We start from the raw sequence: 26,236 nt of genomic DNA on the forward strand, positions 1-26,236 counted from the left end.
CCCGCGACCTCCGGCGTGACAGGCCGGCGCTCTAACCAACTGAGCTACACCCGCTTGGATCAGCGTGGAGGCGCGCCACTATGCCACCGGCGCGGGGCTGTCAACGACCTCATCATCGCTTTTGTCGAATCCTCGCGATCTCTTCGTCGGCTGGCGCACCAGGGTACCATGTTCGAAGAGGAAGCCGGCGATATCCGGCTTGCCAGCGCCGTTGATGATCGTCTGGATGATGATCAGCAGCGGCACCGCGAGCAGCGCGCCGATCGTGCCCCAAACCCAGCCCCAGAAGCTGAGCGAGATGAGAATCAGCACCGGGCTAATCGTCAGTCGATGGCCCACGATCAGCGGCGTCACGACGTTCGCCTCGATCAGATGAAGCCCATACATGATCGCCGGTGCCGCGAGCGCCGTTGCGACATCGTTGAAGGTCATCAGCCCGCCGAGTGCGACCAGCAGCGCCGCGATCACGGGCCCGAAATACGGGATGTAGTTGAACAGCGCGACGATCCCGCCCCACATCAGCGGAAAGGGCATGCCGAGCAAGTGAAGCGCCCCAGCCGTGACGAGCCCGAGCACAATGTTGATCGCGGTGATCGTGCCGAGATAGCTGGACACATCGTCCACCACATCCTGAATTACCCGCGCCGTCGCCATCGCGCCGCCGAAGCTTTCGCGATTGGTGATCATGTTCGTTCTGGTCCGCGTCCAGCCAGTCAGGAAGAAGAAGGTGACGAGGACGGCATAGAGCACCTGGATGATCACTGCCGGCGCGGACGTCGCCGCAAGCTCCAGGATCGAACTGGGCGGCGCTACCGCTGCGGTCGGCGATTGCCGCACCGGCGCGGCGGCAAGCCGCCGCAAGGTGCGGTTCGCATATCGCTCCAGGTTCGAGTAAAGATCGAGCAGCGGCTCAAGATTGTCCTGGATCCGGTCGATCCGTCGCGGCAGCAGACGAAAGAAGTCGATCGCCGGCACGACGATGGCGGCCAGCGCCACATTGGCCGCAAGCAGGAAGAGGATCACGCACAGCAGCGCGGCAAGCGCTGGCGGAAGGCGGCGCGCCTCCAGCCACTCGAGCAATGGGATCAGCGCGATGCTGACCACGATCGCGACCGCCGTCGGCATGAAGAACTCGGCGCCCGCCTTCAGCGCGAACGGCAAGCCGATAAGCAGCCCCATGCCGGCGGTGAGCGTCAGGGCGGCGAGCAGACGATCCCGTCGCAGCGCGACGCGTGGCTCAGGCGACGACGCCCCTGGCGCTGAAGGGTCGGCAGCATCATCAAGGAGCGAAAGCGACGGGCCCGGTGAGGTTTCAACCACCGTGCGCGCGATCCCGGGGCGAGGCGGCGATCCCGTAAACAGTCTGGTCGTAGCGGGGTACGGAAAGCGTGCTGTTGATCATTCCCGCCAGGGTCCGCCTTCAAGATAGAGGTAGTCGGCCTTGAACTCCCCCAACCGGGCGAGTCGGTCAATATCGAGTATCTGCAGCTTGCCACGGTTGAAGATCGCCAGGCCGTCCTCCCGGAGCCGCCGGAGAACGCGATTGACGTGAACGCTGGTCAGCCCGACGACGTCGCCCAGATCCTGCTGGGTCAAGGGCAGCTCACATCTGCCATCCGCCGCCAACCCGATGGCGTGCATCCGGCAATAGGTCTCGCAAACGAAGTGCGCGACCCGCCCGGCCGCGTTCAGCCGTCCGATACGAAAGACCCATTCGCGATGAAGCGCGGCGTCGAGCAAGGTGCTGAACCACAGAAGCGATGCCAGATGCGGCCGCTCCTTCATGATGAGGTCGAGCCGGTCGTGGCGAACATAAGCCACCTTGGCCGACGTAATGGTTGCAACATTGTGGTCGATATAGCGGGTCGGATAACTGTGAAGGTCCACGAAGTCGCCGGGGACGTGATAGGACAGCATCTGTCGATAGCCGTCGCGTGCATCCATGTAGCGACAGGCGTAACCTTCGACGATCAGCGTACTTCGCCGAAGGCGATCACCGCGGTTCGCCAGCGACTTGCGCGGCGGCACCACCTCAATCGTTTCGACCGCTGATTCAAGAACAGCCAGTTCCTCGGCAGACAGTTCGCTGCGCCGTCTGCCTCGGAGAAAATCCTTTGTATGCATCGACGCCCCTCGTTTCGCCGATGTAACGCTTCAGGCAGCGGCGCGATCCTCGAAGTAGCTCTTTAACTCACGCTTGAGTATTTTCCCGTTGGCGTTGCGCGGCAGCATTTCCTGACAGAAGCGGATCGCCACGGGCACCTTGAACGCGGCAAGCCGATCCCGAACCCAGGCCTGAAGCTCAGCCTCGGTCGCTGTGGTGCCGGGCGCGAGGTGAACGACGGCGGCAGGTTCCTCCCCAAGGATGCGATGCGGGATGCCGATCAACGCGCAATCGGTGACGGCGGGATGGTCGTAGAGAACGTTTTCCACCTCGCTGGAATAGATGTTCTCGCCGCCCCGGATCACCATGTCCTTCGCGCGATCGACGATGAAGCAGAAGCCTTCCTCATCGAGCCGGGCGAGGTCACCCGTGCGCACCCAACCGTCGACAAAGGTGGCGGCGGTCGCCTCGGGCTTGTTCCAATAGCCCTTTACGATCATAGGCCCACGCGCCCACAATTCGCCGATCTCACCAGGCGTTAGCGCCTCGCCATCCGAACCGGTGACCTTCAGATCGGCGACCGCGACAGCCGGCCCGCAGCTTTCCGGACGACGCAGGTAATCTTCTCCGGAATGGGTGGTCACGGTGGCGGTTGTCTCGGTCATGCCCCAGCCGTTGCCGGGCGCGGATTTCAACTCGGCGGCGATCTTGCGCACCAGTTCGGGCGCCGATGGCGCACCGCCATAACCGATCGTCTCCAGGCTGGAGAGATCGTACCGATGGCGTTCGGGATGCTCCAGCAGCTGCCAGGCGATGGTCGGCACGCCGCCAGTAGAATTCACCTTTTCCCGCTCGATGATTTCCATCGCCCGGACGGCATCGAACTTGCGCATGTAGATCACCGTGTGACCGGCGGCCATCGCGCCCATCAAGCCGGACGAGAGAGCGGTGGCGTGGAACAGCGGGATCACCGTCAGCGCCACTTTCCGGCTGGGTTCCGGCAAGGGATCGCCGCGGCGCAGGATCGACCGAGCCATGGCATAGCCGGTCGAAAGGATGTTCGTCATGAAATTGCGGTGCGTGCCGAGCGCTCCCTTGGGCTGCCCCGTGGTGCCGCTGGTATATAGGATCGACGCCTCATCGTCCGGATCGAGCGCGACCGGCGGCAACTCACGGGCGGGAAGCCGCGACCAATCGTGGGGCGTGCCGATCACGTCCTCAAGGCGCTCCGCCCCTTGCAGCGGCGCGGTGGCGCGACTCACCAGGATACGCGTGAGGCCGGCCAGTTGCGGACGCAGCGGCGCAATCCTTTCCCACCGCTCATCATCGGCGATCAGCACCTTCGCGCCGGAGTCCGACAAGCCATAGGCAAGCTCCTCCCCCGTCCACCAGGCGTTGAGCGGAACCGCGATCGCGCCAAGCACCGTGGCGGCGAAGAAGCCGACGATCCACTCGGGCAGGTTGCGCATTGCGATCGCCACCCGATCACCCTTCCCGACACCACCGGCAGCGAGATCCGCCGCGAGCGCCGCAATGGCACGGAATTGTGCGTCGTAGCTGACCCGCTCATCCTCATAGATGGTGGCCAGTTGCTCCCCGTGGGTGCGCGAAAGCGCCACCAGCGCGGCCATGTGCGGGGGCGCATTCTTCCACACGCGCGTCGGCACGCCGCGGATCACCACCGTTTCCATCTCGAACCTGGCGCCGGGCGCGGTCAGCACGGCTTCCGCTTCCTTCACGGACATGGCCGGCCAAGCTGCGGCCAGAGGTTGCGTTGCCACGTCGGTTTCTCCCAGCGTTAAAATTCGGTTCTCCAGACGCGCACGTTAGGATTGATTCACCAGCCGCTCAAGCGATAGGAAGAGGCCGATTAGAAGCCGGGGTATGGAGGGGCAATGAACATCGCATCACCCGAGAAGCATGGGTTCGACAGCCGGCGCCTTGCTGCGATCGATACCTTCCTGAAAGAACGGTACCTCGATTCGGGTGAGTTCCCGCACACACAGCTTCTCGTGTCGCGCGATGGCGAGCTTGTGCATCTTTCGTCGCAGGGCGCGGCGCGCGAGGGCGGCGGCGCCACCATCGACGAAAGCAGCCTGTTCCGCATCGCTTCCATGACGAAGCCGATCACCTCCGTGGCGTTCATGATGCTGGTGGAGGATTGCAAGGTCGCGCTCGATACGCCCGTTCATCACGTTCTGCCCGAATTCAAGAAGCTGGGGGTCTATGCAGGCGGCGGCGCCGGCGTGCCGTTCATGACGCGCCCGACGGAAGAGCCGATGCGGATGGTGGACCTGCTGCGACATACGTCGGGGCTGACCTACGGCTTTCAGAACCGGTCGAACATCGATGCCGCACATCGCGAACTGAAGCTGGAGAACTGGCACGGCAACTACGATCTCGACGGCTTCGTTGCCGAACTTGGTAAGTTGCCGCTCGAATTCTCGCCCGGCACCAGCTGGAATTATTCTGTTTCGACGGACGTTCTGGGCGCCGTGGTCCAGCGGGTTTCGGGCATGTCGCTGCCGGACTTCTTCGAGCAGCGTATATTCAAGCCGCTGGGCATGAACGACACGGGATTCACCGTGCCGACGAACAAGCTGGATCGCCTCGTCGACTGCTACACGCTGGTACCGGGCAAGGGCCGGGTCATGTTCGACCGCGCCGAGGAAAGCATGTGGTTGAAGCCCTTCACGCTGGTTTCCGGCGGCGGCGGCCTGGTGTCCACCGCGCTGGATTACCAGCGTTTCTGCCAGATGTGCCTCAATGGTGGCACGCTGGACGGTGCGCGCATCCTCGGCCGCAAGACGATCGATCTGATGACCCAGAATCATCTGCCCGGCGGGGCGGACCTGTCGTCCATGTCGCGTTCCTTGTTCAGCGAAACGCAGAATGCCGGCACCGGCTTCGGCCTGGGCTTCGCCGTGACGATCGACACCGCCCGCTCGATGATGCCCGGGAGCGTCGGTGAATATTATTGGGGTGGCATGTTCTCCACCGCGTTCTTCATTGATCCGGTCGAGCGGCTGACGATGGTGTTCATGACGCAGCTTTCGCCCAGTATGATCTACCCCATCCGCCGCGAGCTCAAGACGATGATCTACTCGGCGCTGACCTGACCCCTCTCCGTCCGTCCCGAGCGAAGTCGAGGGACGGACGCCACACGACACCGTGTCCCGGCTCCGCTCGACACGAACGATTTTAATTGGAGATCCAAATGACTTCCCCCGTCCGCTTCGAACGCCACGACGATGTCCTCGTCATCATTTCCGATTCACCGCCGGTGAACGCGCTCGGCGCTGGCGTGCGCGACGGGCTGCATGAAGGCGTGAGCCAGGGCATCAACGATCCCGCGATCAAGGCGATGGTGATCCGTTGCGACGGCAAAACCTTTTTCGCCGGCGCCGACATCACTGAATTCGGCAAGCCGCCGAAGGGCGCGTCGCTCCACGAAGTGATCGCCATGATGGACTCGAGCGAAAAGCCGATTGTCGCGGCGATCCACGGCACGGCTTTGGGCGGCGGCTGTGAAGTAGCGCTCGCCTGCCATTATCGCGTCGCGGTTCCCTCGGCCGTGATGGGCCTGCCGGAGGTGAAGCTTGGCCTGCTGCCGGGCGCCGGTGGTACGCAGCGCCTGCCGCGCATCGTCGGGGTGAAGGCAGCGATCGAAATGGTTGCGATTGGCGATCCGATCCCCGCCAAGAAGGCGAACGAAGTCGGCCTGGTCGATCGCGTGGTCGGCGAAGACTCGCTGGAGGCGGACGCGATCGCATTTGCGCGCGAAGTTGCCGACAAGAAGCCGATCCCGCGCGTTCGCGACAAGACCGTCGCGCCCGATCCCGAAGCCGTGGAGGCGTTCAAGAAGCAGCATGGCAAGCGCATGCGCGGCTTCGACGCGCCCGCCGCCAACATCGCCTGCGTCGTCGCGGCGAGCGAGCTGCCGTTCGACGAAGGCATGAAGTTCGAGCGCGCCGAGTTCGTCAAGCTGATGGAGGGCACCCAGTCGGCCGCACAGCGGCACCTCTTCTTCGCCGAGCGCCAGGCCGCCAAGATCGACGACGTCGATCCCAAGACTCCGCTGCGCCCGATCAACAAGGTCGGCGTGATCGGCGCCGGCACGATGGGCGGCGGCATTTCGATGAACTTCCTGTCGGCCGGTGTGCCCGTCACGATCGTCGAAATGCAGCAGGACGCTCTCGACCGCGGCACCGGCGTGATGCGCAAGAATTACGAGGCCTCCGCCGCCAAGGGCCGCATCAAGCCCGACGCGCCGGAGAAGGCGATGGGCCTCGTCACCCCAACGCTGAACCTCGAGGATCTCGCCGACTGCGACCTCATCATCGAGGCGGTCTATGAGAACATGGACGTCAAGAAGGAGCTGTTCACCAAGCTCGACGCCATCGCCAAGCCGGGCGCGATCCTCGCCACCAACACCAGCTATCTCAACGTCGACGAGATCGCCGCGGTGACGAAGCGGCCCGAGGATGTGCTGGGCATGCACTTCTTCTCGCCCGCCAACGTCATGCGCCTGCTTGAAGTCGTTCGCGGCGAGAAGACCGCCAAGGACGTGCTCGCCACCGTCATGGCGCTCGCCAAGAAGATAAAGAAGGTCGCCGTTGTCGCTGGGGTTTGCCACGGCTTCATCGGCAACCGCATGCTCTCGCCGCGGCAGATCGAGGCAAACAAGCTCCTGATGGAAGGCGCCACCCCGGCGCAGATCGACAAGGTGCACGTCGAGTTCGGCATGCCGATGGGTCCCTTCCAGATGGCCGACCTGGCCGGCGTCGACATCGGCTGGCACCGCGATCCGAGCCGCATCGAGAGCATCCGTGATGCGCTCGCCGCCGAAGGCCGCTGGGGCCAGAAGAAGGGCGCGGGCTATTACGACTATGACGAGAAGCGCAACGCGACCCCGAGCCCCCGCGCGCTCGAAATCATCGAGGAATTCCGCGCCAAGTCCAACCTGCCCAAGCGCGAGATCACCGATCAGGAGATCGTCGAGCGCACGCTCTACACGATGGTCAACGAGGGTGCGCTGATCCTCGAAGAAGGCAAGGCGCAGCGCGCGAGCGATATCGATGTCGTGTGGATCATGGGCTATGGCTGGCCGGTGTATCGCGGCGGGCCGATGTTCTGGGCGCAGAACGAGGTGGGCCTGAAGAAGGTGGTCGAGGGACTGGAGAAGCATGGCTTCAAGGTCGCCGAGAGCCTGAAGAGCGCTGCGGAAACGGGCGGTTCGCTCAAGTGATCGCGACCGGCTCCTCGCCGTCCGTTTCGCCCGGCGCTCTCGCCGGACGGAGCGGTGCTGCGAGGTGGCCGGGCGCTCGCCCTGTCTGCTTACGGTGGCGGTCGGTGGAGCCCGTGAGAAATGTCGCACATCATGGCTGAGCGAACCGCCCTTGGAACCGCAGCGGCAATCCGGGCCGGCGAGACCAGCGCCTTGCTGGAGGCTGAGGCGGCCATTGCGCGGATCGAGGCGCGCGATGGCCAGCTGAACGCGGTGGTCGTGCGCGATTTCGATCGGGCGCGCCACGCGGCCGCCGAGCTAGACCAGCGGATCCGGAACGGCTTCGACGCGCCGCTGCTTGGCGTGCCGATGACGATCAAGGAAAGCTTCAACGTCGCGGGCCTTCCCACCACCTTTGGCTTCGAAGAACATCGCGACTTTATCGCGGCCGAAGACGCGGTCGCCGTGAAGCGCCTGAAGGCGGCGGGCGCGATCCTGCTCGGCAAGACGAATGTGCCGCCGGCGCTATCCGACCTTCAGTCGAACAATCCGGTCTATGGGCGCACCCGAAACGCCATCAACCCAGATCGTAGTGCGGGCGGGTCGTCGGGCGGATCTGCCGTGGCGCTCGCCGCCGGCATGGTCCCGCTGGAATTCGGCTCCGACATCGGCGGTTCGATCCGAGCGCCCGCTGCCTTCAACGGCGTCTATGGGCACAAGCCGACCTGGGGCGTGCTGCCGACCGATGGACATTGCCTCCCCGGAACGGACGGCGCGCGAAGCGTCCTTTCCGTCATCGGCCCGCTGGCGCGCGATGCGGACGACCTGGAAACGGCGCTGGGCGTCGTCGCCGACCATCCCCTCGCCCCCGCCCGTCAACATGGCCCAGCCTGGCGCATCCTGATGCTGACGGATCACCCGCTGGCGAAGGTGCAGCGAGCCATTGTTTCCGCGATGGAGACGCTGGCGAACGTGCTGGAGAAGGCGGGCGCGGTGGTGGATCGGTCATCCGACCTGCTGCCCGATCTGCCACGACAACATGCCGGCTATTGGCAGATGCTGAACATCGCCATGACGCGCCGGCAGCCGGCGCGAGAGGGGCAGCAGGAGCCGACGCTGGACGCCTGGCTGCACCTTCACGACGAGCAGGCGCGCATCCAGCGACAATGGCGACGACTGTTCGAACAGTATGACCTGGTGATCGCACCGGTCATGGGCATGACGGCCTTTCCGCATGACGACACCCCGCTGGCGGAGCGGCGGCTGGATGTGGACGGCGAGGATACGCAATTCTTCCATCAATTCGCCTTTGCCGGGCTCGCGACATTCCCGATGCTGCCAGCGACCAGTGTGCGCATCGGCACCGATGCGGACGGCATGCCGATCGGGGTGCAAATCATCGCCGACCTGTACGCGGATCGCACTGCAATTGCGGGCGCGCGCACGGCCCATGATCTTACCTGGGGGCAGGCATGACGGTCAGCCGCGTTCTGTTCACCAAGTTCATCGTGGCCGATCTGCCGGCGGCGAAAACCTTTTACGAGCAGGCCTTCGGGTTCGTGGTCCGCAACCGGATCACGCTGCCGGGCATGGAGGAAGTGCTGATCGGGCTGGCCGACGACACCTTCACGCTCGTTCTCTACCATCATACGGATGGTCGTGCGCTGACCCGCGGTGATCACCATGGGCCGCTCGGCCTATCGACCCGCGACATCGACGCTGCCTGGGATCGAGCGATCGCTGCGGGTGGCACTGCCGTACGTCCCCCGGAAGACCTGCCCGGTATGCGGATCGCGTTTCTGGACGATCCCGAGGGGCACACGATAGAATTGATTCAGTACAAGCGGGACAAGGCCCGCGAAGGAGCAACCCAATGAGCGATCTTGAACAATTTCGCGCCGAGACGCGTGCCTGGCTGGAGGCGAACTGCCCGCCCGAGATGCGCGAGCCGATCCGCAGCGAGAAAGACACGGTGTGGGGCGGACGCGACCAGAGCGCGATGAGCCCGGCCCAGAAGCAGTGGATGAACGCCATGGGCGCCAAGGGCTGGACCGTGCCCGATTGGCCCAAGGAATATGGCGGCGGCGGGCTTTCCGCGGCGGAGACCAAGGTCCTGCGCGAGGAAATGGGCCGCATCCGGGCGCGCAATCCGCTGAACAGCTTCGGCATCTCGATGCTCGGGCCGGCGCTACTCAAGTACGGCACCGAGGAGCAGAAAAAGGAGCATCTGCCCAAGATCGCGCGCGGCGAGATCCGCTGGTGCCAGGGTTATTCCGAACCGAACGCCGGGTCGGACCTGGCCAGCCTCGCCACCAGCGCGGAAGACAAGGGCGATCACTTCCTGGTCAACGGCCAGAAAATCTGGACCAGCTACGCCAACTATGCCGACTGGATCTTCTGCCTCGTTCGCACCGACAAGACGAACAAGCATAACGGTATCAGCTTCGTCCTGTTCGACATGCAGACGCCGGGCGTGTCGACGAAGCCGATCCTACTCATCAGCGGCTATTCGCCGTTCTGCGAAACCTTCTTCGACAATGTAAAGGTGCCCAAGGAAAACCTCGTCGGCGAGCTCAACAAGGGCTGGGACGTGGCGAAGTATCTGCTCGGCCACGAGCGCGAAATGATTTCCGGCATGGGCCTGGGCAGCGGCGGCAAGAACCCGCTGATTACCGGTGCGATCGCCACCATCGGACTTGATCATGACGGGCGCCTGGCAGACCCGCTGCTGCGCGCGAAGATCGCCGAGTTCGAAGTGCGATCCAAGGCTTTTGCGGCGCAATCCGAACGGTTTATCGATGAGCTGAAGGCCGGCCGCGCGCATCCCGCACAGCCTTCGATGATGAAATATTACGGCACCGAGCTAAACAAGGCACGCCATGAACTGATGATGGCGTCGGGCGGATCGGACGCGCTGGAGTGGGAAAGCGAACGCTCGGACGGCGGCAGCGCGCCGCGCGCCTGGCTGCGCACCAAGGCGAACTCGATCGAGGGCGGCACCAGCGAGGTGCAGCTCAACATCATTTCCAAGCGCATCCTGCAGCTGCCGGGCGCCTGACCCTCGCGATTGCACGGTTCCGGCTCCGGCCGGAACCTCCCAGCATCAGGCGCATCCAAGTGGTGCGCAATCCCGGCGAGTGCCGGGGATGACGGAGTAGACCATGCCTCTCTACCTCAATGAAGACCAGACGATGCTCCGCGACACGGCCCGCGACTTCGTGGCCGATGCCGCCCCCGTGAGCCACATGCGCAAGCTGCGCGACGACAAGGATCAGACGGGCTTTTCCCGCAACCTGTGGAAGCAGTTCGCCGAGATGGGCTTCACGGGCATCCTCGTCGGCGAAGACCAGGGCGGTCTTGGCCTCGGGCATGTCGAAGCCGGCATCGTTCTGGAGGAAATCGGCCGCAACCTTTCGCCGTCTCCGTTCCTTCAGACTGGCGTGGCTGCGGTGGAAGCGCTGAAGGGCACGCCGCACGCCGATCGCTGGTTCCCCGGCATCCTGGCGGGCGACACGGTAGCCGCGCTCGCGATCGACGAAGGCGCCAAGTTCCGCAACAGCGTCGCGATGAAGGCGGAGCGTTCGGGCAACGGGTTCAAGCTGACGGGTGCCAAGCAGTTCGTGCAGCATGGCCATATCGCCGACGTGCTGATCGTCGCGGCACGGACCGCCGGCTCGGCCGATGACGACCAGGGCGTGACCCTCTTCGCCGTGCCGAAGGGCGCCGCCGGCCTCACCGCCACGGCCGAGCGGCTGACCGACGCGAGCCTTGCGGCGCGGATCGAGTTTGAAGGTGTAGAGGTGGACGCCGACGCCGTGATCGGAGAGGTGGACGCCGGCCGTACCCCGCTCGCCCGCCTGGTGCGTGCCGGCCAGGCAGGCGCCGCGGCCGAAATGCTGGGCGTGGGCACCGGCGCCATGGACATGACGGTGAACTACCTGAAGGAGCGCAAGCAGTTCGGCACGCTGATCGGCACGTTCCAGGCGCTGCAGCACCGCGCGTCGCACCTTTACAGCGAAATGGAAGTGGCACGCGCCGCCGTGCTGAAGGCGCAGCAGCTGCTCGACGCCGGTGACGACAAGGCGGACGAAGCCGTGTCGGTGGCAAAGGCGATGACCGGTCTTGCCACCATGCTGAGCGTGCAGGAAGGCATTCAGATGCACGGCGGCATCGGCATGACCGATGAATATGACATCGGCTTCTACATGAAGCGGCAGCGGGTGCTCGCGGAACTGTTCGGCGATGCGAACTTCCACGCCGATCGCCTGGCGCGCGCCGCCGGCTATTGACCTTTCAACGTGCCCCCGCGCAGGCGGGGGCACCATGATCAACAGCGCATCGCGAGCGCCGTCCGGCTGTCGCCTGCGCGGGAGCACCGATGACCGACACGCCCAGCCCGCAAGCGCTTGCCGCTGATCTCGTCGACCTTCTCGACGTGGAGGAGATCGACACGGACCTGTATCGGGGACGCCGATCGAAGGGCGGCGTCGGACGGGTGTTCGGCGGCCAGGTGATCGCGCAGGCGCTGCAAGCCGCGCAGCGATCCACCGACGAACCAAAGATCGCGCATTCGCTCCATGCCTATTTCATGCGCCCGGGCGACGAGAACTTTCCCATCATCTATCGCGTAGTGCGCGATTTCGAGGGGCGCAGCTTCGCCACACGCCGGGTGATCGCGATGCAGCGCGGCGCACCGATCCTCAACATGGCCTGTTCGCTGCAGGTGCCGGAAGAAGGCTTTCACCATCAGGACGGGATGCCGGATGTGCCCCCTCCGGAGTCGCTACCGACCGAGGCCGAGCTGCGCGCGCGCGACGCCGTTCACCTGCCGGAGCGGCAGCGCCGTATGGTCACGCGGCCGCGGCCGATCGAGATCCGCCCGGTTTACCCGCGCAAATGGTTCAACCCCACGCCGACCGATCCGATCCAGCACAGCTGGTTCAAGGTCGTGGCACCGATCGGCGATGATCCCGCGATGCACCGAGCGATCCTGTCCTATGCATCGGACATGGCGCTGCTCGGCACCTGCATGTTGCCGCATGGCGTGAACTGGACCACGCCGGGGTTCCAGAGCGCGAGCCTCGATCACGCGATCTGGCTGCATGAGCCGTTTCGCGCCGACGAGTGGCTCCTCTACGCCACACACAGCCCTTGGGCTGGCCATGCCCGCGGGATGAACCATGGCAAGATCTTCACCCAGGACGGTCGGCTGGTCGCCAGCGTCGCGCAGGAAGGTTTGATCCGGCAGCGTCCGCCGAAGGAATGATCGACCGGGCGCCAACCTTCCTCTACCCCCGCTTCCCGATCCCCTCTCGCCTTCACCTGGAATTGTTGATGACCCTCGCTCGCCGTGATTTCCTCGCCGGCACTGCGGCGCTTGCCGCAACGACCGCCCTTCCCGCGGCGGCAGCCGGGTCGAACGGCGATGCGCAGGCGCTAGCGCTGCTCCAGCGTCATGCCGAAGCGCTGCTGCAGAATTATCCCGAAGGTGCGGCGTATCTTGGCCTGGATACGGGATCGCGCGCAGCGCTGAAGGGGCGGTTGACGGATCGCAGTGCGGCGGCCGAGGCTGCCCGGCGCGCCGGAGCGGCAGAGCGCCTGACGCAACTGAACCGCATCGATCGCGCGGCGCTGTCTCCCGCCGTGGCCGTCCATGTCGAGACGGTTGCTGCCGCCCATCAGATCGGGGTGGAGGGATGGCGGCAGATGCCGGTGGGCGACATGGCCTTTCTGTCGAACAACAATTACCGGTCGACGCCGTATGTCGTGACGCAGGGCAATGGCGCCTTTGTCGACACCCCTGACCTGCTGGAAAACAAGCACCAGGTGGCAAACCGCGCTGATGCCGAAGCCTATATCGCCAGGCTGAATGCCTATGCGAAACAGCTTGGCGACGAGACGGAGCGGGTACGGGCCGACGCGGCGGCCGGCGTGCTGCTTCCGGCCGCGTTCAACGAGATCACGGTCGCGCAGCTTCGCGCCGGCGCCGCGCAGCCCGCGCGCGACCAAGGCATGATCCGCACGTTCGGCGAAAAGACCAGAAAGGCCGGGCTTGGTGATGATTGGGAGGCACGGGCGACAGCAGTCGTCGAGCAGCGGATAGCCCCTGCGTTGCTTGCCCAGGCAGACGCGATCGCCGCGCTGCGACCGCAGGCGCCTAACCATGGCGGCATGTGGAGCATGCCGGATGCCGCCCGCCGTTATGCATGGCTGGTGGAGGCCAGCACCACGACCAAGCGGACGCCCGACGAGATCCACGAATCCGGGCTGGAACAATGCCGCTCCTATGCCGCCGAGCTCGACCCGCTGCTGCGCGCGCAGGGCCTGACGCAAGGGACCTCGGGTGAGCGGCTGGCTGCATTGGGCAAGCGCCCTGACCTGCTGTTTGCCAATACGGACGCCGGGAGGGCGGACCTGCTCGCCTACCTCAACACCGTCGTGGCGCGGCTGCGCCCGCGACTACCACGGGCGTTCGGCAAGCTGGTGCGCGGCAATCTGGTGATCAAGCGGGTGCCGCCGGCAATCGAGAATGGCGCGCCCAACGGCTATGCAGGGCCGGGCGCTCTCGATGGTTCATCGCCCGGTATCTATTACATCAACCTGCGCGACACCGCCAATTGGCCGCGCTTCGAACTGGCCACGCTGACCTTTCACGAAGGCATACCGGGCCACATCTGGCAGGGGGAATATACGTTCGACCTGCCGCTGATCCGGACGCTGCTGGGCTTCAACGCCTATTCCGAAGGCTGGGGCCTGTATGCCGAGCAGATCGGTGCCGAGCTCGGCTATTACGACGACGATCCGCTAGGCCGGATCGGATATCTGCAGTCCATGAATTTCCGTGCGGCGCGCCTGGTGGTGGACACCGGGCTTCATCACAAGCGCTGGACAGTGGATCAGGCGGTGCGCTGGCTAATGGCGGCGACCGGCTATACCGAAAGCCGCGCCCGGTCCGAGATCAACCGATATTGCATCTGGCCAGGTCAGGCGCTTGGCTACAAGACCGGGCACAACGAGATCAACCGACTGCGCGACGATGCGAAGGCACGGCTGGGTAGCCAGTTCGACGTGCGCGGGTTCAACGACACGGTGGTGCAGGCCGGCGGGATGCCGCTGGGCGTGCTGGCCAAGGTGGTGGATCGCTGGGTAACGGCGCAGCGCGGCTGAGCGGATACAGCACGCGCCTGTTCCCCCGTGGCAATGGTGAAGGTTCCGGGAGTGGCGATCGATTGCCTGCTTCCAGAAGTGCGCCTCCTAGCGTGATCGACCACCCCTCTCAGGCGGTGGTGCGACCATATTCCTGCCTGGTCACCGGATGGCTGGACGACAGCCCGCCATCCACGGCAATCGCCTGTCCGTTGACGTAGCTCGCATCGTCGGAAGCGAGGAATAGCGCGACACGGGCGAGTTCCTCCGGCTGTGCCCCGCGACGCAGCGGGTTGAGCCGGCCGACGCGGTCCATCTTCCCGGCATCGCGGGCATAATCGAACACCTGCTTGGTCATGCCGGTTTCGGTGAGGCCCGGGCAAATGGCGTTCACGCGCACGTTCGAGCCGGAAAGCTGCTGCGCGGACACCTGCGCGAGATTGATCACGCCGGCCTTGGACGCGGAATAGGCCGGCGAGCCCGCGCCCGAGCGGATGCCGGCCACGCTGGCGGTAAGGATGATGGCGCCCTTGCCGCGCTCCGCGATCCGCGGTGCACCGTGCTTGATCGCAAGGAACGGACCGATCACGTTCACGCGCAGCACTTCGCTGATCAGCGCCACGTCGGTATCGAAGATGTTGGCCATGCCGCCCGAGATGCCAGCATTGGCGAACATCACGTCAAGACCGCCGAACTTGTCGCACGCCAGCGCGACCGTGCGGACGACATCCTCTTCGCTGCCCGCATCCATGTCGATCGCATGAGCAATGCCGCCCGCGGTGCGGATCGCCTCGGCCGTCGCTTCGGCGCCAACCTTGTCGGCCACGATCACCTGACCGCCCTCGGCCGCAAACAGCGTCGCCGCGGCCCGGCCGATGCCAGAGCCCGCGCCGGTGACGATGATCGATTTGTCGGTGAACCTAGCCATCATGCACTCCGTTCGCCTCCGGATGGACCGAGAGGCCGCATAGTTTTCCGCGTATCAATACAGGTGCCTTCGGCCCAGCGCCGAAGACACCATGCTCAAGGCGGATCAGATCGTAACGCCGCCGTCGATCACCATCGTCTGCCCCGTCATGAAGCCGCTGGCCCGGGACGCCAGGTACACGACGGCGCCGGCGATCTCTTCCGGCTCGCCGATGCGGCGCAGCGGCGTGGTGCTGTTGCGATCTGCGACAGCGGCTTCGTCTTCCCACAGCGCCTTGGCGAAATCGGTCTTGATGAGGCCCGGCGCGATGCAGTTCACGCGGATGCCGTGCTTGCCATATTCATGCGCCAGATTGCGCGCGAGCTGCATGTCCGCCGCCTTGCTGATGCAATAAGCGCCGATCACGGTCGATCCGCGCAGGCCACCGATCGAGGACACGATGACGATGGAGCCTTCTCCCCGCTCCTTCATTTCCGGCGCGACCATGGTGATCAGCCAGTGGTTCGACAGAATGTTGTTGTCGAGGATTTTGCGGAACTGCTCGTCGGCGATCCCCTCCTGCGGCCCGTAATAAGGGTTGGACGCGGCGTTGCAGACCAGGCAATCGATGCGGCCGAACTCCCGGCGGCTCTGGTCCACCAGGTGCTGTAGCGCCGCCTTGTCCGAGATGTTCGCCGCAACCGCCACGGCCGTGCCGGCGCCGAACCGCTCGTTGATCTCAGCCGCGACCGCATCGCAGGCGTCTTGCTTGCGGCTGGAGATCACCACCCTGGCACCCTGCTCGGCGCAAGCGATCGCGCTGGCCTTGCCGATCCCGCGCGACGAACCGGTGATCACCACGACCTTACCGGACAGATCGAACAGACTCATCGAATTTCCTCTTCCCACTTGTGGGAGCGGGCCGGCGAGAGGGGCGGTCGAATGCCGCACCGCTCCGAAACTGCCCCTCTCCGCGACCCTCTCCCCGACAGCGTGGAGAGGGAGATTCCCTATTCGCTGGCCCCTGCCTTGCGGGCGAACTCCCATGCCGCTTCGGCCAGCATGGGGACGCGCGCGCTGGTCGCTTCCGCATTGGCGCTGGACGCGGTGCCGATCAGGAAGCGCTTGCGGATACCCTGGACGATCGAGGCCAGGCGGAAGAGGTTGAACGCGAGCAGCCAGTTAAGATCGGGCACGCCATCCCGCCCGGTCTTCTCGCAATAGCGCGCGACTACTTCCTCCACGGTGGGAATGCCGGTTTCCGGCCCCGTCAGGCCCATCACGCCCGATCGACCTTCCGGCACGGTCACCCAGCTGATCAGGAAATAGCTGAGGTCGGCGAGCGGATCGCCGGTGGTGCACAATTCCCAGTCGAGCACGGCCGCCACCCGCGGCTCGAGCCCGGGCGCGAACTTCATATTGTCGCAGCGATAGTCGCCATGGACGATCGCGGTTCGGGTCTGTTCGGGAATGGTCTTGGGCAACCACTCGATGAGCCGCTCCATGGCCGGCATATGCTCGGTCTCGGCGCCGCGATATTGCTTGGTCCAGCGGCTGACCTGACGCTCAAAGTAGTTGCCCGGCCGGCCGAAATCCTCCAGCCCCGTGGCCTTCAAATCGACATTGTGAAGCGCCGCCAGCGTATCGATCATTGCATAATAATGCGCGCGCCGCGTGTCGGCATCCATGCCGGGGAACGACCCGTCCCAGATCGTCCGGCCGTCGACCATCTCCATGACGTAGAAGGCCGATCCGATGACATCATTGTCCTCGCACAGGCCGTACTGGCGCGGCACCGGAAAACCGGTGGGGTGAAGCGCCGCCATCACCCGATGCTCGCGATCGACCTGATGCGCCGAGGGCAGCAACTCGCCCATCGGCTTTCGCCGCAGCACGTAGTTCCGCCCCGGCGTCATCAGCTTGTACGTCGGGTTCGACTGCCCGCCGGCGAATTTCGCATAGGTCAGGGGACCCGCAAAATCCGGCACATGCGCCGCCATCCAGGCCGAGAGGCGATCGGTGTCCAGCCGATCGCGCTCGCTCACCTCCGACTGGAGGCTGGTATCTTCCGCTACCGCCGTGCTCATTGATCGAACACGATCACGCTGCGGGTCGCATCACCCTTACGGAGCTCGTCAAATGCATCGTTGATGCGGTTGAGCGGCATGCGCTCCGCGATGATCGTGTCGAGATCGAGCAGGCCGCGCATGTAGAAATCGACCAGTCGCGGGATATCGACCGGGAAGCGGTTCGACCCCATGATGCCGCCCTGCAGCTTCTTGCCCGACAGCAATTCCATCGCGCTTAGGCCGACCTTCTGATCGAGCGGCATCATGCCGAGGATCGTCGCGGTACCGCCGCGGCGGAGCACGTCGACGGTGGTCTGGGCCGAGTGCGGCCGACCGACCGCCTCGATCGCATGGTGCACGCCGCCCTTGGTCAGCTCGACCACTTCGCCAACGACGCCGTCCTGCATCGGATCGTAAGTATGCGTGGCACCAAGCTTTTCGGCAACGGCGCGCTTTTCCGGCACCGGATCGAGCGCGATGATCTTGCCAGCGCCGGCGATCTTGGCCGCATTCACCGCGGCAAGACCGATGCCGCCGCAACCGACGACGCACACCGTCTCGCCCGGCGTCACGTCCGTGGTGTTGAACACCGCGCCCGCGCCCGTCGTCACCGCGCAACCGATCAGCGCCGCGCGATCCAGCGGCATCTCGGGATCGATAGCGACACAGGCATGCTCGTGAACCAGCATCTGTTCGGCATAGGCCGACAGATTGAGCATCTGGTTCACCACGCCGCCATTGGCGAGCTTGAGCCGCGGTTCCGCCTTCGGACCACGGCGCGTCTCGGCGCTGACGCACAGGAACATCCGGCCGGTGATGCAGAATTCGCAATGCCCGCAAAAGGCGCTGAGGCAGGTGACGACGGCGTCGCCCACCTTCACCGTGCGCACTTCATCACCCACGGCTTCTACGATGCCGGCTGCCTCGTGGCCCGGAATGGCGGGCAACGGGTGCGGATAGGCGCCATCGACAAAGTGCAGGTCGGACCGGCAAACACCGCATGCAACGGTGCGGATCAGCACCTCATGTGGGCCCGGCTTGGATACGACGACGTCCTCGATCTGAAGCGGCGCCTTGGTTTCGAATATTACTGCGGCTTTCACGGTTTCTCACTTCCCCTCCCCGTGCGCCCTGAGCCTGCCGGGGCGCCCATCAAGCTAGGTTTGATGGGTTCCTCGAAGCGCGTGCCACCTACGTTCCTGGCTGTGACACGGACCTCGACAGGCTCAGTCCGAACGGATGATTGTTGTTCGATCAGGCGGCGTTCAGCGCGACACGCCGATGTCGCCGCTCGAGATTTCGCCAGCACGCGGCGCACCACGATCGTTGGCGATGTCCGCCTTCCAATCGCCGTACTTGCCGAACTCATTGCGAGCGATGGCGCGGGCGTGAACCTCGTCCGGGCCGTCGGCGAGGCGCAGCGTGCGCTGCGACGCCCAGGCGTGCGCGAGACCGAAGTCCTCCGCAACGCCGCCGCCGCCATGCGCCTGCACCGCATCGTCCAGGATCCGCAGCGCCATGTTTGGCGCGAAGACCTTGATCATCGCGATCTCCTGGCTCGCGGCCTTGTTACCAGCCGCATCCATGGTCTGCGCCGCCTTGAGACAAAGAAGACGCGTCATCTCGATCTCGATGCGGCCCTGGGCAATACGCTGCTCCCATACCGAATGATCGGAAATGCGCTTGCCGAACGCGACCCGGCTGAGCAGCCGCTTCGCCATCTTCTCCAGCCCGACTTCGGCCACGCCGATGGTGCGCATGCAGTGATGGATGCGGCCGGGCCCGAGCCGACCCTGCGCGATCTCGAACCCACGCCCTTCGCCAAGGATCACGTTCTCGACCGGCACACGGACGTTGGTGAAGCTGACCTCGCCATGGCCGTGCGGCGCATGATCATAGCCGTAGACCGAAAGCATCCGCTCGATCTTGATACCCGGCGTATCCATCGGCACCAGGACCTGGCTCTGCTGCTGGTGACGCGAGCCCTCGAAGCTCGTCTTCCCCATCAGAATGCCGATCTTGCAGCGCGGATCGCCAACGCCCGACGACCACCATTTGCGACCGTTGATGACGTAATGATCGCCATCCCGCTCGATCCGAGTTTCGATATTGGTCGCATCGGAGGACGCAACGGCCGGCTCGGTCATGAGGAACACCGAGCGAATCTCGCCATTCATCAGCGGGCGGAGCCATCGCTCCTTCTGCTCCAGCGTGCCGTAACGGTGCAGCACTTCCATGTTGCCCGTATCAGGCGCGGAGCAGTTGAAGACCTCGCTCGCCCAGCCGATCTTTCCCATTTCCTCGGCGCACAGCGCATATTCGAGGTTGGTGAGCTGCGTTCCTTCGAACGTGAAGGTGTCATCAACATGCTGCTGGCCCGAATGCGGTGGCATGAAGAAGTTCCACAGGCCCGCCTCGCGCGCCTTGGCCTTGACTTCCTCGATGACCGGGATGACCTTCCACTTGTCGCCGCTATGCGCCTGTTCGTGATATTCGGCCTGGCGCGGCGCGATTTCCGCGTCGATGAAGGCCTTCACGCGGTCCCGGAAGTAGGTCTCGCGCTCGGTCAAGGTGAAGTCCATGGCATCCCTCCGCTTCGCTATTTGACCAAAGCTGTAAAGCGTACCGCATCTTCGGACAAGCACTCGAATCGGCGAGATGACCCCCTGCCTCGGTGAGGTTCCGGCGAATGCAAAAAGGGACTGTTCGTTCGAAAATTAGTCGCTAGGATTGATGGGATGCAGGCTCGGGGGGAACCGGGCGGCGATGGAGAGGAGGTAGGCACACGTCGCTTTCGAGCAAAGCGCGAAGCCATCCTCGCCGCAGCTGCCGACGCGATCAATGAACAAAGCGCGAAGGGCATGACCTTCGCGGATGTAGCGCGGCGCGTGGGGCTGAACACCACAAGCGTCACCTACTATTTCAAGCGAAAAGAGGACCTGGCGGCCGCCGCGTTCGAGCATACGCTCGATTACCTGCTGGTCATGCTGGACACTGCGATGGAGGCGGAAACGCCGGAGGCGCGGGTCGAACGCTATCTAGCGCTCAACATGGCGCGGCTTGCCCGGGTGCAACGTGGCGAGGAACGCCAGATTGCCGGCCTGTCGGACCTGCGGGCGATGGAAGATCCGGTTCGCGCGCGCCTGATGGCGGGCTGGCGCGAAGTGTTCCGCCGCGCGCGCTTGCTCTGGGGCCCGACCGAAACCCGGGCCCAAACCGACCTGAATGGCGCCCGCGCGCACGTTCTGATGGAAAACACTTTCTGGCTGCCGGTGTGGTTGAACCGGTACGACATGGATCAGCTCGCCCGCGTCGAAACCTGTGTCATGGACGTGTTCCGGCGTGGCCTGGCGGCTAGCCAGGCCGAATGGGCGCCCCGCCCCCTCTCCTTGCCGCAAGACTCGTTGGAGGGACGCGACGCGTTCCTGCACGCCGCCACCCGGCTGATCAACGAGCTGGGCTATCGCGGGGCATCGGTGCAACGGATCGCCAGCGAGTTGAACGTCACCAAGGGCAGCTTCTACCATCACCTTGATGCCAAGGATGATCTGGTGATCGCTTGCTATCAGCGCAGCTTCGACACGATCTCCGCGGCGCAGCGACTGGCGGACGAGAAGGGCGGAACGCATTGGGAGCGGCTGTGCGCCATGTTCGCGACGCTGCTGGAAGTGCAATTTTCAGAGACGGCGCCGCTCCTGCGCACCACGGCGCTCAGCGGCTTGCCGATGTCGGTCCGCGCCACAATGGTCGACCGGTCGAACCGCATCGCACGGCGCTTCGCGGGCACGATCTCCGACGGGATCGCCGAAGGTACGATCCGCGCGGTCGATCCGCTGGTCGCGAGCCAGCTGGTGATGGCATTCCTGAACGCGGCCTTCGATATGCGGAAATGGGCCTGGGCGATCCCGCGCGATCGTGCGGTGGCGCTCTACGCCTCGACCCTGGCGTTCGGCATGTTCGATGATCGGATGATCCGGCGCTGATCCGCCCGGCTGATCGCTGACAACGGGTGTTCAAGAACGGCTGATGGCTGAGCCAGCCGTTCTGCGAAGTTGCGCCACGCAGCCACCCTGCCAAGCTAATTTGTCGGCACGCGGCGCGGACGGCCTATCTTGAAGGAACAAGCTCCGGATCGGCGGCGATCCGGAGCTTGCAGGTTTCGTTACTCAATCGAAAGTGCGACGCAGATGGCGCGGCTTACGTGCCGGCTCGCTTCATCAGCACGCCTGCGCGCCAATAGTGGAAGATCCCCCAAGGCGTCAGCATCGCCACGGAGAACATCGCCCAGCGCAGGGACTCAGGCCCGTACACCGGCTTCAGCATGTCGCTGATCTGCCCCACCGCGAACGGCCCCAGGCCGAGACCAAGCAGGCTGGTCGCGAGAAGCGTCAGCGCCGCCCAGGTCGCGCGGAGCCGAAGCGGGGCCAGGTGCTGGATCATGGCATAGGTCGGCCCGATATAGGCGCCAGCGAATATGGCGGCGACGAAGTAGGAGCTGAGCGCCAGCCAGAGATGATCCACGAAGTAGAAGCCGAGCGCGAACGGGAAGGCGATGACCTTCATGATCACGACCACGAAGCTCTGCGCGTAGATGCCCTTGTTACGGGCGGCGCGATCACAGAACCAGCCACCGAGCATGGCGGAGAAGCCCGCCACGAACGCCGCGGGAAGCGCGACGTACTTCGAGACATCCAGCATCGACATGCCAAGCGAGCGCTGCATGTAGCTCGGTCCCCAGCCAGTCACGGCATAGCCGACCAGTGAGGTAATGGTGATCGCGGCGACGAGGTGGAAGGCGGCGCGATTATGCCAGAGGGAAGCGATGCCCTTCCACAGACCGATCGCCGGGGCGTCGGCCGGAGATGCGGGTGCCTTGCCGTCCGCGAGGCCACGGCGCGGCTCGACCACGAACAGCTTCATGATCACGGCAAGCGCAATGCCCGGCAAACCGACGACCATCATCGCCGCGCGCCAGCCGTAGGAGTGCGCCACAAAGCCGCCGATCACCATGCCAAGACCGCCGCCCAACAAGACACCCAGCGAATAGATCGCCATGGCGCTCGCGCGCTTTTCCGGGGGATAAAGGTCCGCAATGATCGACTGGCTGGGCGGACCGAAACCGGCCTCGCCAATGCCAACGCCGATCCTCGACAGCATCAAATGGGTGAAATTCTGTGCCACGCCGCACAGCGCCGTCATGGCGCTCCAGAAGGCCAGACTGATCGCGATGATGTTGCTGCGGCTCGATCGATCCGCCAGGCGTGCGATCGGCAGGCCGAGCGTGGCGTAGAACAGCGCGAAGATAAGGCCCGACAGCAGGCCAAGCTGAGCATCCGAGAGCTTCAGGTCAGCCTTGATCGCCTCCAGCAGAATGGCAAGGATCTGCCGATCCATGAAACTGAAAAAATAGGCGATGGTCAGCAGTGCCAGCGTCCAACCTCTCCTGCGGATCGCCCGCGCGTCGCGCTCGTCGTGCGACCACGTGGTGCTGGCATCCATATCTCTCTCCTAATCGTGATCTTATCGCGGCAGCTTAAACGAGCCGCCGCGACAAGCCAGCCTGTCAACTCGGCTGCAACGCTTCGAAACAAACGTTGCAGCCGTGAATCAGAACCGCTGGGATACTGCTGCCTTCAGCGTAAAGCCAAGAGGTGATGCAGTGAAGCTGTCGTAATTCGGATCCAGCCGAGCGAACGGCGGCTCGCGATCGAAGATGTTGACTGCCGACAGGGTGAAGGTCGTGCCGCTTTCGAGCGCCAGGCGGTAGGTGGCATCGAACGTCCGCCACGAGCCGATCTCCTTGCCGCGCGTGTTGGCGGCACCGCCAAGCGCACCAAGGTTCGGCCCGAAGATCGCGGCGCCGCGCTGATCGGTGTAACCGTCGACGTAATTGAACTGCAAGCGGAGCGAATGCGCGCCCGTGTCGCCCTGAACGTACCAGTTCCCGCGCCATTGCGGGATCGGATAGGACGTCGTCTGGAAGTTCAACTGACCCACGGCGTCGAAAGCCGGCTGCACCAGCACGCCTTCGACCACCAGATCATCGACCTTATAGTCGATGACATAGGTCGCAGCGCCACCCACCACGATGTCGACGGGGCCAAGCTCGCCGCGATAATTGGCGGTGAAATCCAAACCCGACGTCTTCACGTCAGCGCTGTTGAACACCTGCGCCCGCAGCCGGCTGACGTTGTTGATGCCGCAACCGGTTGCGTTGAAGGTGAAGCGGGCCTGCAGCGCCGCATAGGCAGGATTGCCGCAATTGGCCGAGCCAGTGGCGCCAAACAGCGCGTTTGTGAGGCCGGAGACGGGCTCGGACTCGATCGGCCCGGCGAATTCGTAGCGCCAGTAATCGAGGCTGGCGTTGAACGGTCCGCTGTCGATCAGGACGCCGGCGTTGTAAGTGGTCGCGCTTTCGGGCTTGAGGTTCGGATCACCGAACACCTCAACCGCACGGAAGCCGGTTCCGATCACCTGCAGCGACACCACCGAGCCGGAGAGGTTCTGCGGCGGCGGGCCGCGGAAGCTGGTTCCCACGCCACCGCGAAGGCCGAGCCAATCGGTCACTTCGACCTTCAGGCGCGCCTGCGGATCGAAGGTGGAGCCGACTGCGCCGCCATAATCCTCGTAGCGGGCAGAAAGTTGAAGGTTGATGGCGTTGATGATCGGAACCTGAAGTTCCGCGAAGAGCGCATAGACGTCTGCATCGGCGTCCTGCTCCGGATTGGTGCCAAGGAAGCCCAACGCACCCGTCTGCGGATTGCACGTGGCGTTAGGGTTCAGCGGCGTGCCGGGGCAGGGATAAACGGCGATGTTGGAATCGGCGTTCAGGCGTCGCTGAAAGGTGTTCTTGCGATACTGGCCACCAAGCGCGAAGCCAATTGCTTCATCTGCCCACAGGCGAACACCTGTGCGGCCGGAGATCGACATGTCGCCGACGAATTGCTGCGTGCGCAGCTTCGTATTGGGGGTGCGGAAGAACAGATCAATTGTCGAGGGATCGTTGATCAGCCCGGCGCCCGGCGTCAGGCTGAAGCCCGCCGGGTTGCGCGTGCCGGCATAGTTCGGGTTTGCCACGCCGTTCACGGCATTGGCGGCGACGCTGGTCGAGAAAGGATTGAAATAGGTGCAGCCGTTCGTGCCGGCCAGGCCGGCAAGCTGTGCCGGCGTCAGCCCCGCGCGTGACGCCGTGCTGGCATAAGCGCAATCAGGACCGCCGAACCCCGCCAGCGCGTTCTGCAACAGATCACCGAAGGAGTCGGTGCCGTCATAGTCACGCTCATATTGGCTGAAGGTGAAGCCGGTCGCGAAGTCGATGTCGCTGGATAGCTGGACGTTCAAGTCCGCCGTGAAGCGGAACGCCTCCGTGTCACGCTTGGAAATAGCCGAACCGCGATCGTTGCTGTCACTCTGAAACAGCGGATTGCCGCCGAGCAGAAAGGGTCGGAACAGCACTGGCAGGCCAACCGCGCTGTCCAGCCCGCCGGCAGCATTGCGGGTGCACCCGGCCTGGGCGCCATAGAGGGCGCAATAGTCCTGCAGCGCCGGCGAATAGCCCGGGATGACGAACAGGGCATTGTTGCCGAGTGCCGCATTCGTGGAGGGCGGCAGCGTGGGAAGATAACTCGGCGAGCTCGTCACCCGCGTGTTGGTGAACGAGTAAAGGCCAGAGAAACGCAGCGACGCATTGTCCGCCACGTCGAACTCGGTTTCCAGATAGGCCTGCATGCGCTCTTCAGGCTCGACCAGATTGTCGAACTGGCCGAACTGGGTGAAGCAGCGATCGGTATTCGAGCCCGGCGCGCTGCGGAACCCGCCGAGGCCCTCGCATCCAAGATCCGTGGTCAGGTTGATCCCGCCAACGGTGCCGTTGAAGTCGAAATTGCCCGGATTGCCGCCGCCCGTCCAGGCGCCCTGCGGATTTTCGGGATAGGATCGCACGGCGAAGTCGCGATCGGTGAAGCGCAGTTCGGAGCGGCGCTGATATCCCACGGCGGCGAAGACGCGAAAGCCTTCCTGATCGTGGCCGAACGACGCGGCGCCGCCGTAATCGCCCTTCGAACCATCGATCCAGCGATAGTCTCCGGAAACCAGAAACCCTTCCTGATCGGTGCGGGTGATGAAGTTCACCACGCCCGCGATCGCATCCGATCCGTAGGTGGCCGCGGCGCCATCCTTGAGGATTTCGATGCGGCCGATCGCGGCGGCGGGGAACATGTTGACGTCAACGATCGGGATGCCGAGCCCGGAGGGGACCATTCGCTTGCCGTTCAGCAGCACCAGGGTGCGCTGTGGCCCGAGCCCGCGAAGGTTGACCGAGGCAACGCCCTCGGACCCTTGCGCGCGATTGTCGAACTGGTTCGCGTCACCGACTGTGCCATTCGCCACAGTCAGATTCTTCAGCAGATCGACAGCCGTCGGCGCGCCCTGCTTGGCGAGTTCCTCGCTGGAGATCACATCGACCGGCACCGCCAGATTTTCCGGCGTGCCGCGGATCAACGTGCCCGTCACGACAATATCGGGTGCCGATGAGGCTTCGGCTACATCAGGAGAGGTCTGGGCCGGAAGTGGATCGCCGCCAATCTGGGCCTGCGCCGTACCCATCGCGAGCGCCCAAGCGAGCGCAGACGCACTTACCCGGACGAAAACCGCTTTCGCCATTCTCTCTCTCCCAATGTTGGTTGGCGTCTGTGTGCGCCATACCGGTTCATCGAATAGACGCTGAGGGTTCCGCTGCGTCAAGCATGAAAACACGAGAGCAAAAGGGATTAAACGAAAAAGCG

The 26,236-nt window shown here is 64.4% G+C and carries 19 protein-coding genes; 9 read left to right on the forward strand and 10 right to left on the reverse strand.

The annotated features are described in order from the left end of the window. Positions 1-78 precede the first annotated feature (78 nt). The 3 genes from AX702_RS12515 to AX702_RS12525 form a co-directional block, all read right to left on the reverse strand. Entirely contained in the window at positions 79-1,320 is a 1,242-nt protein-coding gene (locus AX702_RS12515) for an AI-2E family transporter (protein ID WP_443026298.1), read from the reverse strand. 78 nt (positions 1,321-1,398) lie between these two features. Further along, positions 1,399-2,124: a Crp/Fnr family transcriptional regulator gene (locus AX702_RS12520; RefSeq protein ID WP_066780020.1), complete on the reverse strand. Its 726-nt coding sequence runs from the start codon at positions 2,122-2,124 to the stop codon at positions 1,399-1,401. A gap of 30 nt (positions 2,125-2,154) precedes the next feature. Next, positions 2,155-3,849 carry a class I adenylate-forming enzyme family protein gene (locus AX702_RS12525; protein WP_066780022.1) on the reverse strand — a complete coding sequence of 565 codons (1,695 nt, stop codon included), beginning with the start codon at positions 3,847-3,849 and terminating at the stop codon, positions 2,155-2,157. 150 nt (positions 3,850-3,999) lie between these two features. Between AX702_RS12525 and AX702_RS12530 the strand changes: the two genes are divergently transcribed. From AX702_RS12530 to AX702_RS12565, 8 genes are all read left to right on the forward strand, one after another. After that, positions 4,000-5,223, forward strand: a complete 1,224-nt coding sequence (locus AX702_RS12530; RefSeq protein WP_066780025.1) for a serine hydrolase domain-containing protein — start codon at positions 4,000-4,002, stop codon at positions 5,221-5,223. Between the two features lie 98 nt (positions 5,224-5,321). Next, on the forward strand, positions 5,322-7,352 hold the full coding sequence (locus AX702_RS12535) for a 3-hydroxyacyl-CoA dehydrogenase NAD-binding domain-containing protein (RefSeq protein WP_066780027.1): 2,031 nt from the start codon (positions 5,322-5,324) through the stop codon (positions 7,350-7,352). Positions 7,353-7,484: 132 nt separating this feature from the next. Beyond that, the gene (locus AX702_RS12540) at positions 7,485-8,807 is read left to right on the forward strand and encodes an amidase family protein (protein WP_066780113.1); all 1,323 of its coding nucleotides are present in this window, start codon (positions 7,485-7,487) and stop codon (positions 8,805-8,807) included. After that, on the forward strand, positions 8,804-9,208 hold the full coding sequence (locus AX702_RS12545; protein ID WP_066780029.1) for a VOC family protein: 405 nt from the start codon (positions 8,804-8,806) through the stop codon (positions 9,206-9,208). Before AX702_RS12540 ends, AX702_RS12545 begins: the two co-directional genes overlap by 4 nt. Beyond that, positions 9,205-10,389 (forward strand): acyl-CoA dehydrogenase family protein, encoded by a 1,185-nt coding sequence (locus tag AX702_RS12550; protein WP_066780031.1) that lies wholly within the window; start codon positions 9,205-9,207, stop codon positions 10,387-10,389. The genes AX702_RS12545 and AX702_RS12550 overlap by 4 nt, the downstream gene beginning before the upstream one ends. Before the next feature lie 103 nt (positions 10,390-10,492). Continuing rightward, positions 10,493-11,620: an acyl-CoA dehydrogenase family protein gene (locus tag AX702_RS12555; RefSeq protein ID WP_066780033.1), complete on the forward strand. Its 1,128-nt coding sequence runs from the start codon at positions 10,493-10,495 to the stop codon at positions 11,618-11,620. A gap of 89 nt (positions 11,621-11,709) precedes the next feature. Continuing rightward, the gene (locus tag AX702_RS12560; RefSeq protein WP_066780035.1) at positions 11,710-12,597 is read left to right on the forward strand and encodes an acyl-CoA thioesterase; all 888 of its coding nucleotides are present in this window, start codon (positions 11,710-11,712) and stop codon (positions 12,595-12,597) included. Positions 12,598-12,665: 68 nt separating this feature from the next. Beyond that, positions 12,666-14,498, forward strand: a complete 1,833-nt coding sequence (locus AX702_RS12565) for a DUF885 domain-containing protein (protein ID WP_066780115.1) — start codon at positions 12,666-12,668, stop codon at positions 14,496-14,498. Between the two features lie 109 nt (positions 14,499-14,607). On the opposite strand, the gene AX702_RS12570 is transcribed toward AX702_RS12565, so the two are convergent. The 5 genes from AX702_RS12570 to AX702_RS12590 all read right to left on the reverse strand — a co-directional run bounded on the left by AX702_RS12570 (position 14,608) and on the right by AX702_RS12590 (position 20,035). After that, entirely contained in the window at positions 14,608-15,405 is a 798-nt protein-coding gene (locus AX702_RS12570; protein ID WP_066780117.1) for an SDR family NAD(P)-dependent oxidoreductase, read from the reverse strand. Between the two features lie 105 nt (positions 15,406-15,510). Continuing rightward, a complete protein-coding gene (locus AX702_RS12575) occupies positions 15,511-16,275 on the reverse strand; it encodes an SDR family NAD(P)-dependent oxidoreductase (protein ID WP_066780036.1) in 765 nt (254 codons plus the stop codon). 119 nt (positions 16,276-16,394) lie between these two features. Next, entirely contained in the window at positions 16,395-17,471 is a 1,077-nt protein-coding gene (locus AX702_RS12580; protein WP_066780038.1) for a phosphotransferase family protein, read from the reverse strand. Continuing rightward, positions 17,468-18,556, reverse strand: coding sequence for a Zn-dependent alcohol dehydrogenase (locus AX702_RS12585; protein ID WP_066780040.1), 1,089 nt, complete (start codon positions 18,554-18,556; stop codon positions 17,468-17,470). Before AX702_RS12585 ends, AX702_RS12580 begins: the two co-directional genes overlap by 4 nt. A 162-nt stretch (positions 18,557-18,718) precedes the next feature. Further along, positions 18,719-20,035, reverse strand: coding sequence for an acyl-CoA dehydrogenase family protein (locus tag AX702_RS12590; protein ID WP_066780042.1), 1,317 nt, complete (start codon positions 20,033-20,035; stop codon positions 18,719-18,721). 156 nt (positions 20,036-20,191) lie between these two features. Here AX702_RS12590 and AX702_RS12595 point away from each other — a divergent pair, with 156 nt between their 5' ends. Further along, on the forward strand, positions 20,192-21,436 hold the full coding sequence (locus tag AX702_RS12595) for a TetR/AcrR family transcriptional regulator (protein WP_066780044.1): 1,245 nt from the start codon (positions 20,192-20,194) through the stop codon (positions 21,434-21,436). Between the two features lie 214 nt (positions 21,437-21,650). On the opposite strand, the gene AX702_RS12600 is transcribed toward AX702_RS12595, so the two are convergent. Both AX702_RS12600 and AX702_RS12605 read right to left on the reverse strand, forming a co-directional pair. Then, on the reverse strand, positions 21,651-22,952 hold the full coding sequence (locus tag AX702_RS12600) for a spinster family MFS transporter (protein ID WP_066780046.1): 1,302 nt from the start codon (positions 22,950-22,952) through the stop codon (positions 21,651-21,653). 108 nt (positions 22,953-23,060) lie between these two features. Beyond that, a complete protein-coding gene (locus AX702_RS12605; RefSeq protein ID WP_066780048.1) occupies positions 23,061-26,114 on the reverse strand; it encodes a TonB-dependent receptor plug domain-containing protein in 3,054 nt (1,017 codons plus the stop codon). Positions 26,115-26,236: the final 122 nt, after the last annotated feature.

The organism is Sphingomonas sp. CCH5-D11, assembly GCF_001557395.1.
Classification (GTDB): Bacteria; Pseudomonadota; Alphaproteobacteria; order Sphingomonadales; family Sphingomonadaceae; genus Sphingomonas.

Excerpts from the sequence above, each read along its gene's own strand:
- AX702_RS12520 (WP_066780020.1), bottom strand. The coding sequence starts at position 2,124 with ATGCATACAAAGGATTTTCTCCGAGGCAGACGGCGCAGCGAACTGTCT.
- AX702_RS12525 (WP_066780022.1), bottom strand. The coding sequence starts at position 3,849 with ATGTCCGTGAAGGAAGCGGAAGCCGTGCTGACCGCGCCCGGCGCCAGG.
- AX702_RS12530 (WP_066780025.1), top strand. The coding sequence starts at position 4,000 with ATGAACATCGCATCACCCGAGAAGCATGGGTTCGACAGCCGGCGCCTT.
- AX702_RS12535 (WP_066780027.1), top strand. The coding sequence starts at position 5,322 with ATGACTTCCCCCGTCCGCTTCGAACGCCACGACGATGTCCTCGTCATC.
- AX702_RS12540 (WP_066780113.1), top strand. The coding sequence starts at position 7,485 with ATGGCTGAGCGAACCGCCCTTGGAACCGCAGCGGCAATCCGGGCCGGC.
- AX702_RS12545 (WP_066780029.1), top strand. The coding sequence starts at position 8,804 with ATGACGGTCAGCCGCGTTCTGTTCACCAAGTTCATCGTGGCCGATCTG.
- AX702_RS12550 (WP_066780031.1), top strand. The coding sequence starts at position 9,205 with ATGAGCGATCTTGAACAATTTCGCGCCGAGACGCGTGCCTGGCTGGAG.
- AX702_RS12555 (WP_066780033.1), top strand. The coding sequence starts at position 10,493 with ATGCCTCTCTACCTCAATGAAGACCAGACGATGCTCCGCGACACGGCC.
- AX702_RS12560 (WP_066780035.1), top strand. The coding sequence starts at position 11,710 with ATGACCGACACGCCCAGCCCGCAAGCGCTTGCCGCTGATCTCGTCGAC.
- AX702_RS12565 (WP_066780115.1), top strand. The coding sequence starts at position 12,666 with ATGACCCTCGCTCGCCGTGATTTCCTCGCCGGCACTGCGGCGCTTGCC.
- AX702_RS12570 (WP_066780117.1), bottom strand. The coding sequence starts at position 15,405 with ATGGCTAGGTTCACCGACAAATCGATCATCGTCACCGGCGCGGGCTCT.
- AX702_RS12575 (WP_066780036.1), bottom strand. The coding sequence starts at position 16,275 with ATGAGTCTGTTCGATCTGTCCGGTAAGGTCGTGGTGATCACCGGTTCG.
- AX702_RS12580 (WP_066780038.1), bottom strand. The coding sequence starts at position 17,471 with ATGAGCACGGCGGTAGCGGAAGATACCAGCCTCCAGTCGGAGGTGAGC.
- AX702_RS12590 (WP_066780042.1), bottom strand. The coding sequence starts at position 20,035 with ATGGACTTCACCTTGACCGAGCGCGAGACCTACTTCCGGGACCGCGTG.
- AX702_RS12595 (WP_066780044.1), top strand. The coding sequence starts at position 20,192 with ATGCAGGCTCGGGGGGAACCGGGCGGCGATGGAGAGGAGGTAGGCACA.
- AX702_RS12600 (WP_066780046.1), bottom strand. The coding sequence starts at position 22,952 with ATGGATGCCAGCACCACGTGGTCGCACGACGAGCGCGACGCGCGGGCG.
- AX702_RS12605 (WP_066780048.1), bottom strand. The coding sequence starts at position 26,114 with ATGGCGAAAGCGGTTTTCGTCCGGGTAAGTGCGTCTGCGCTCGCTTGG.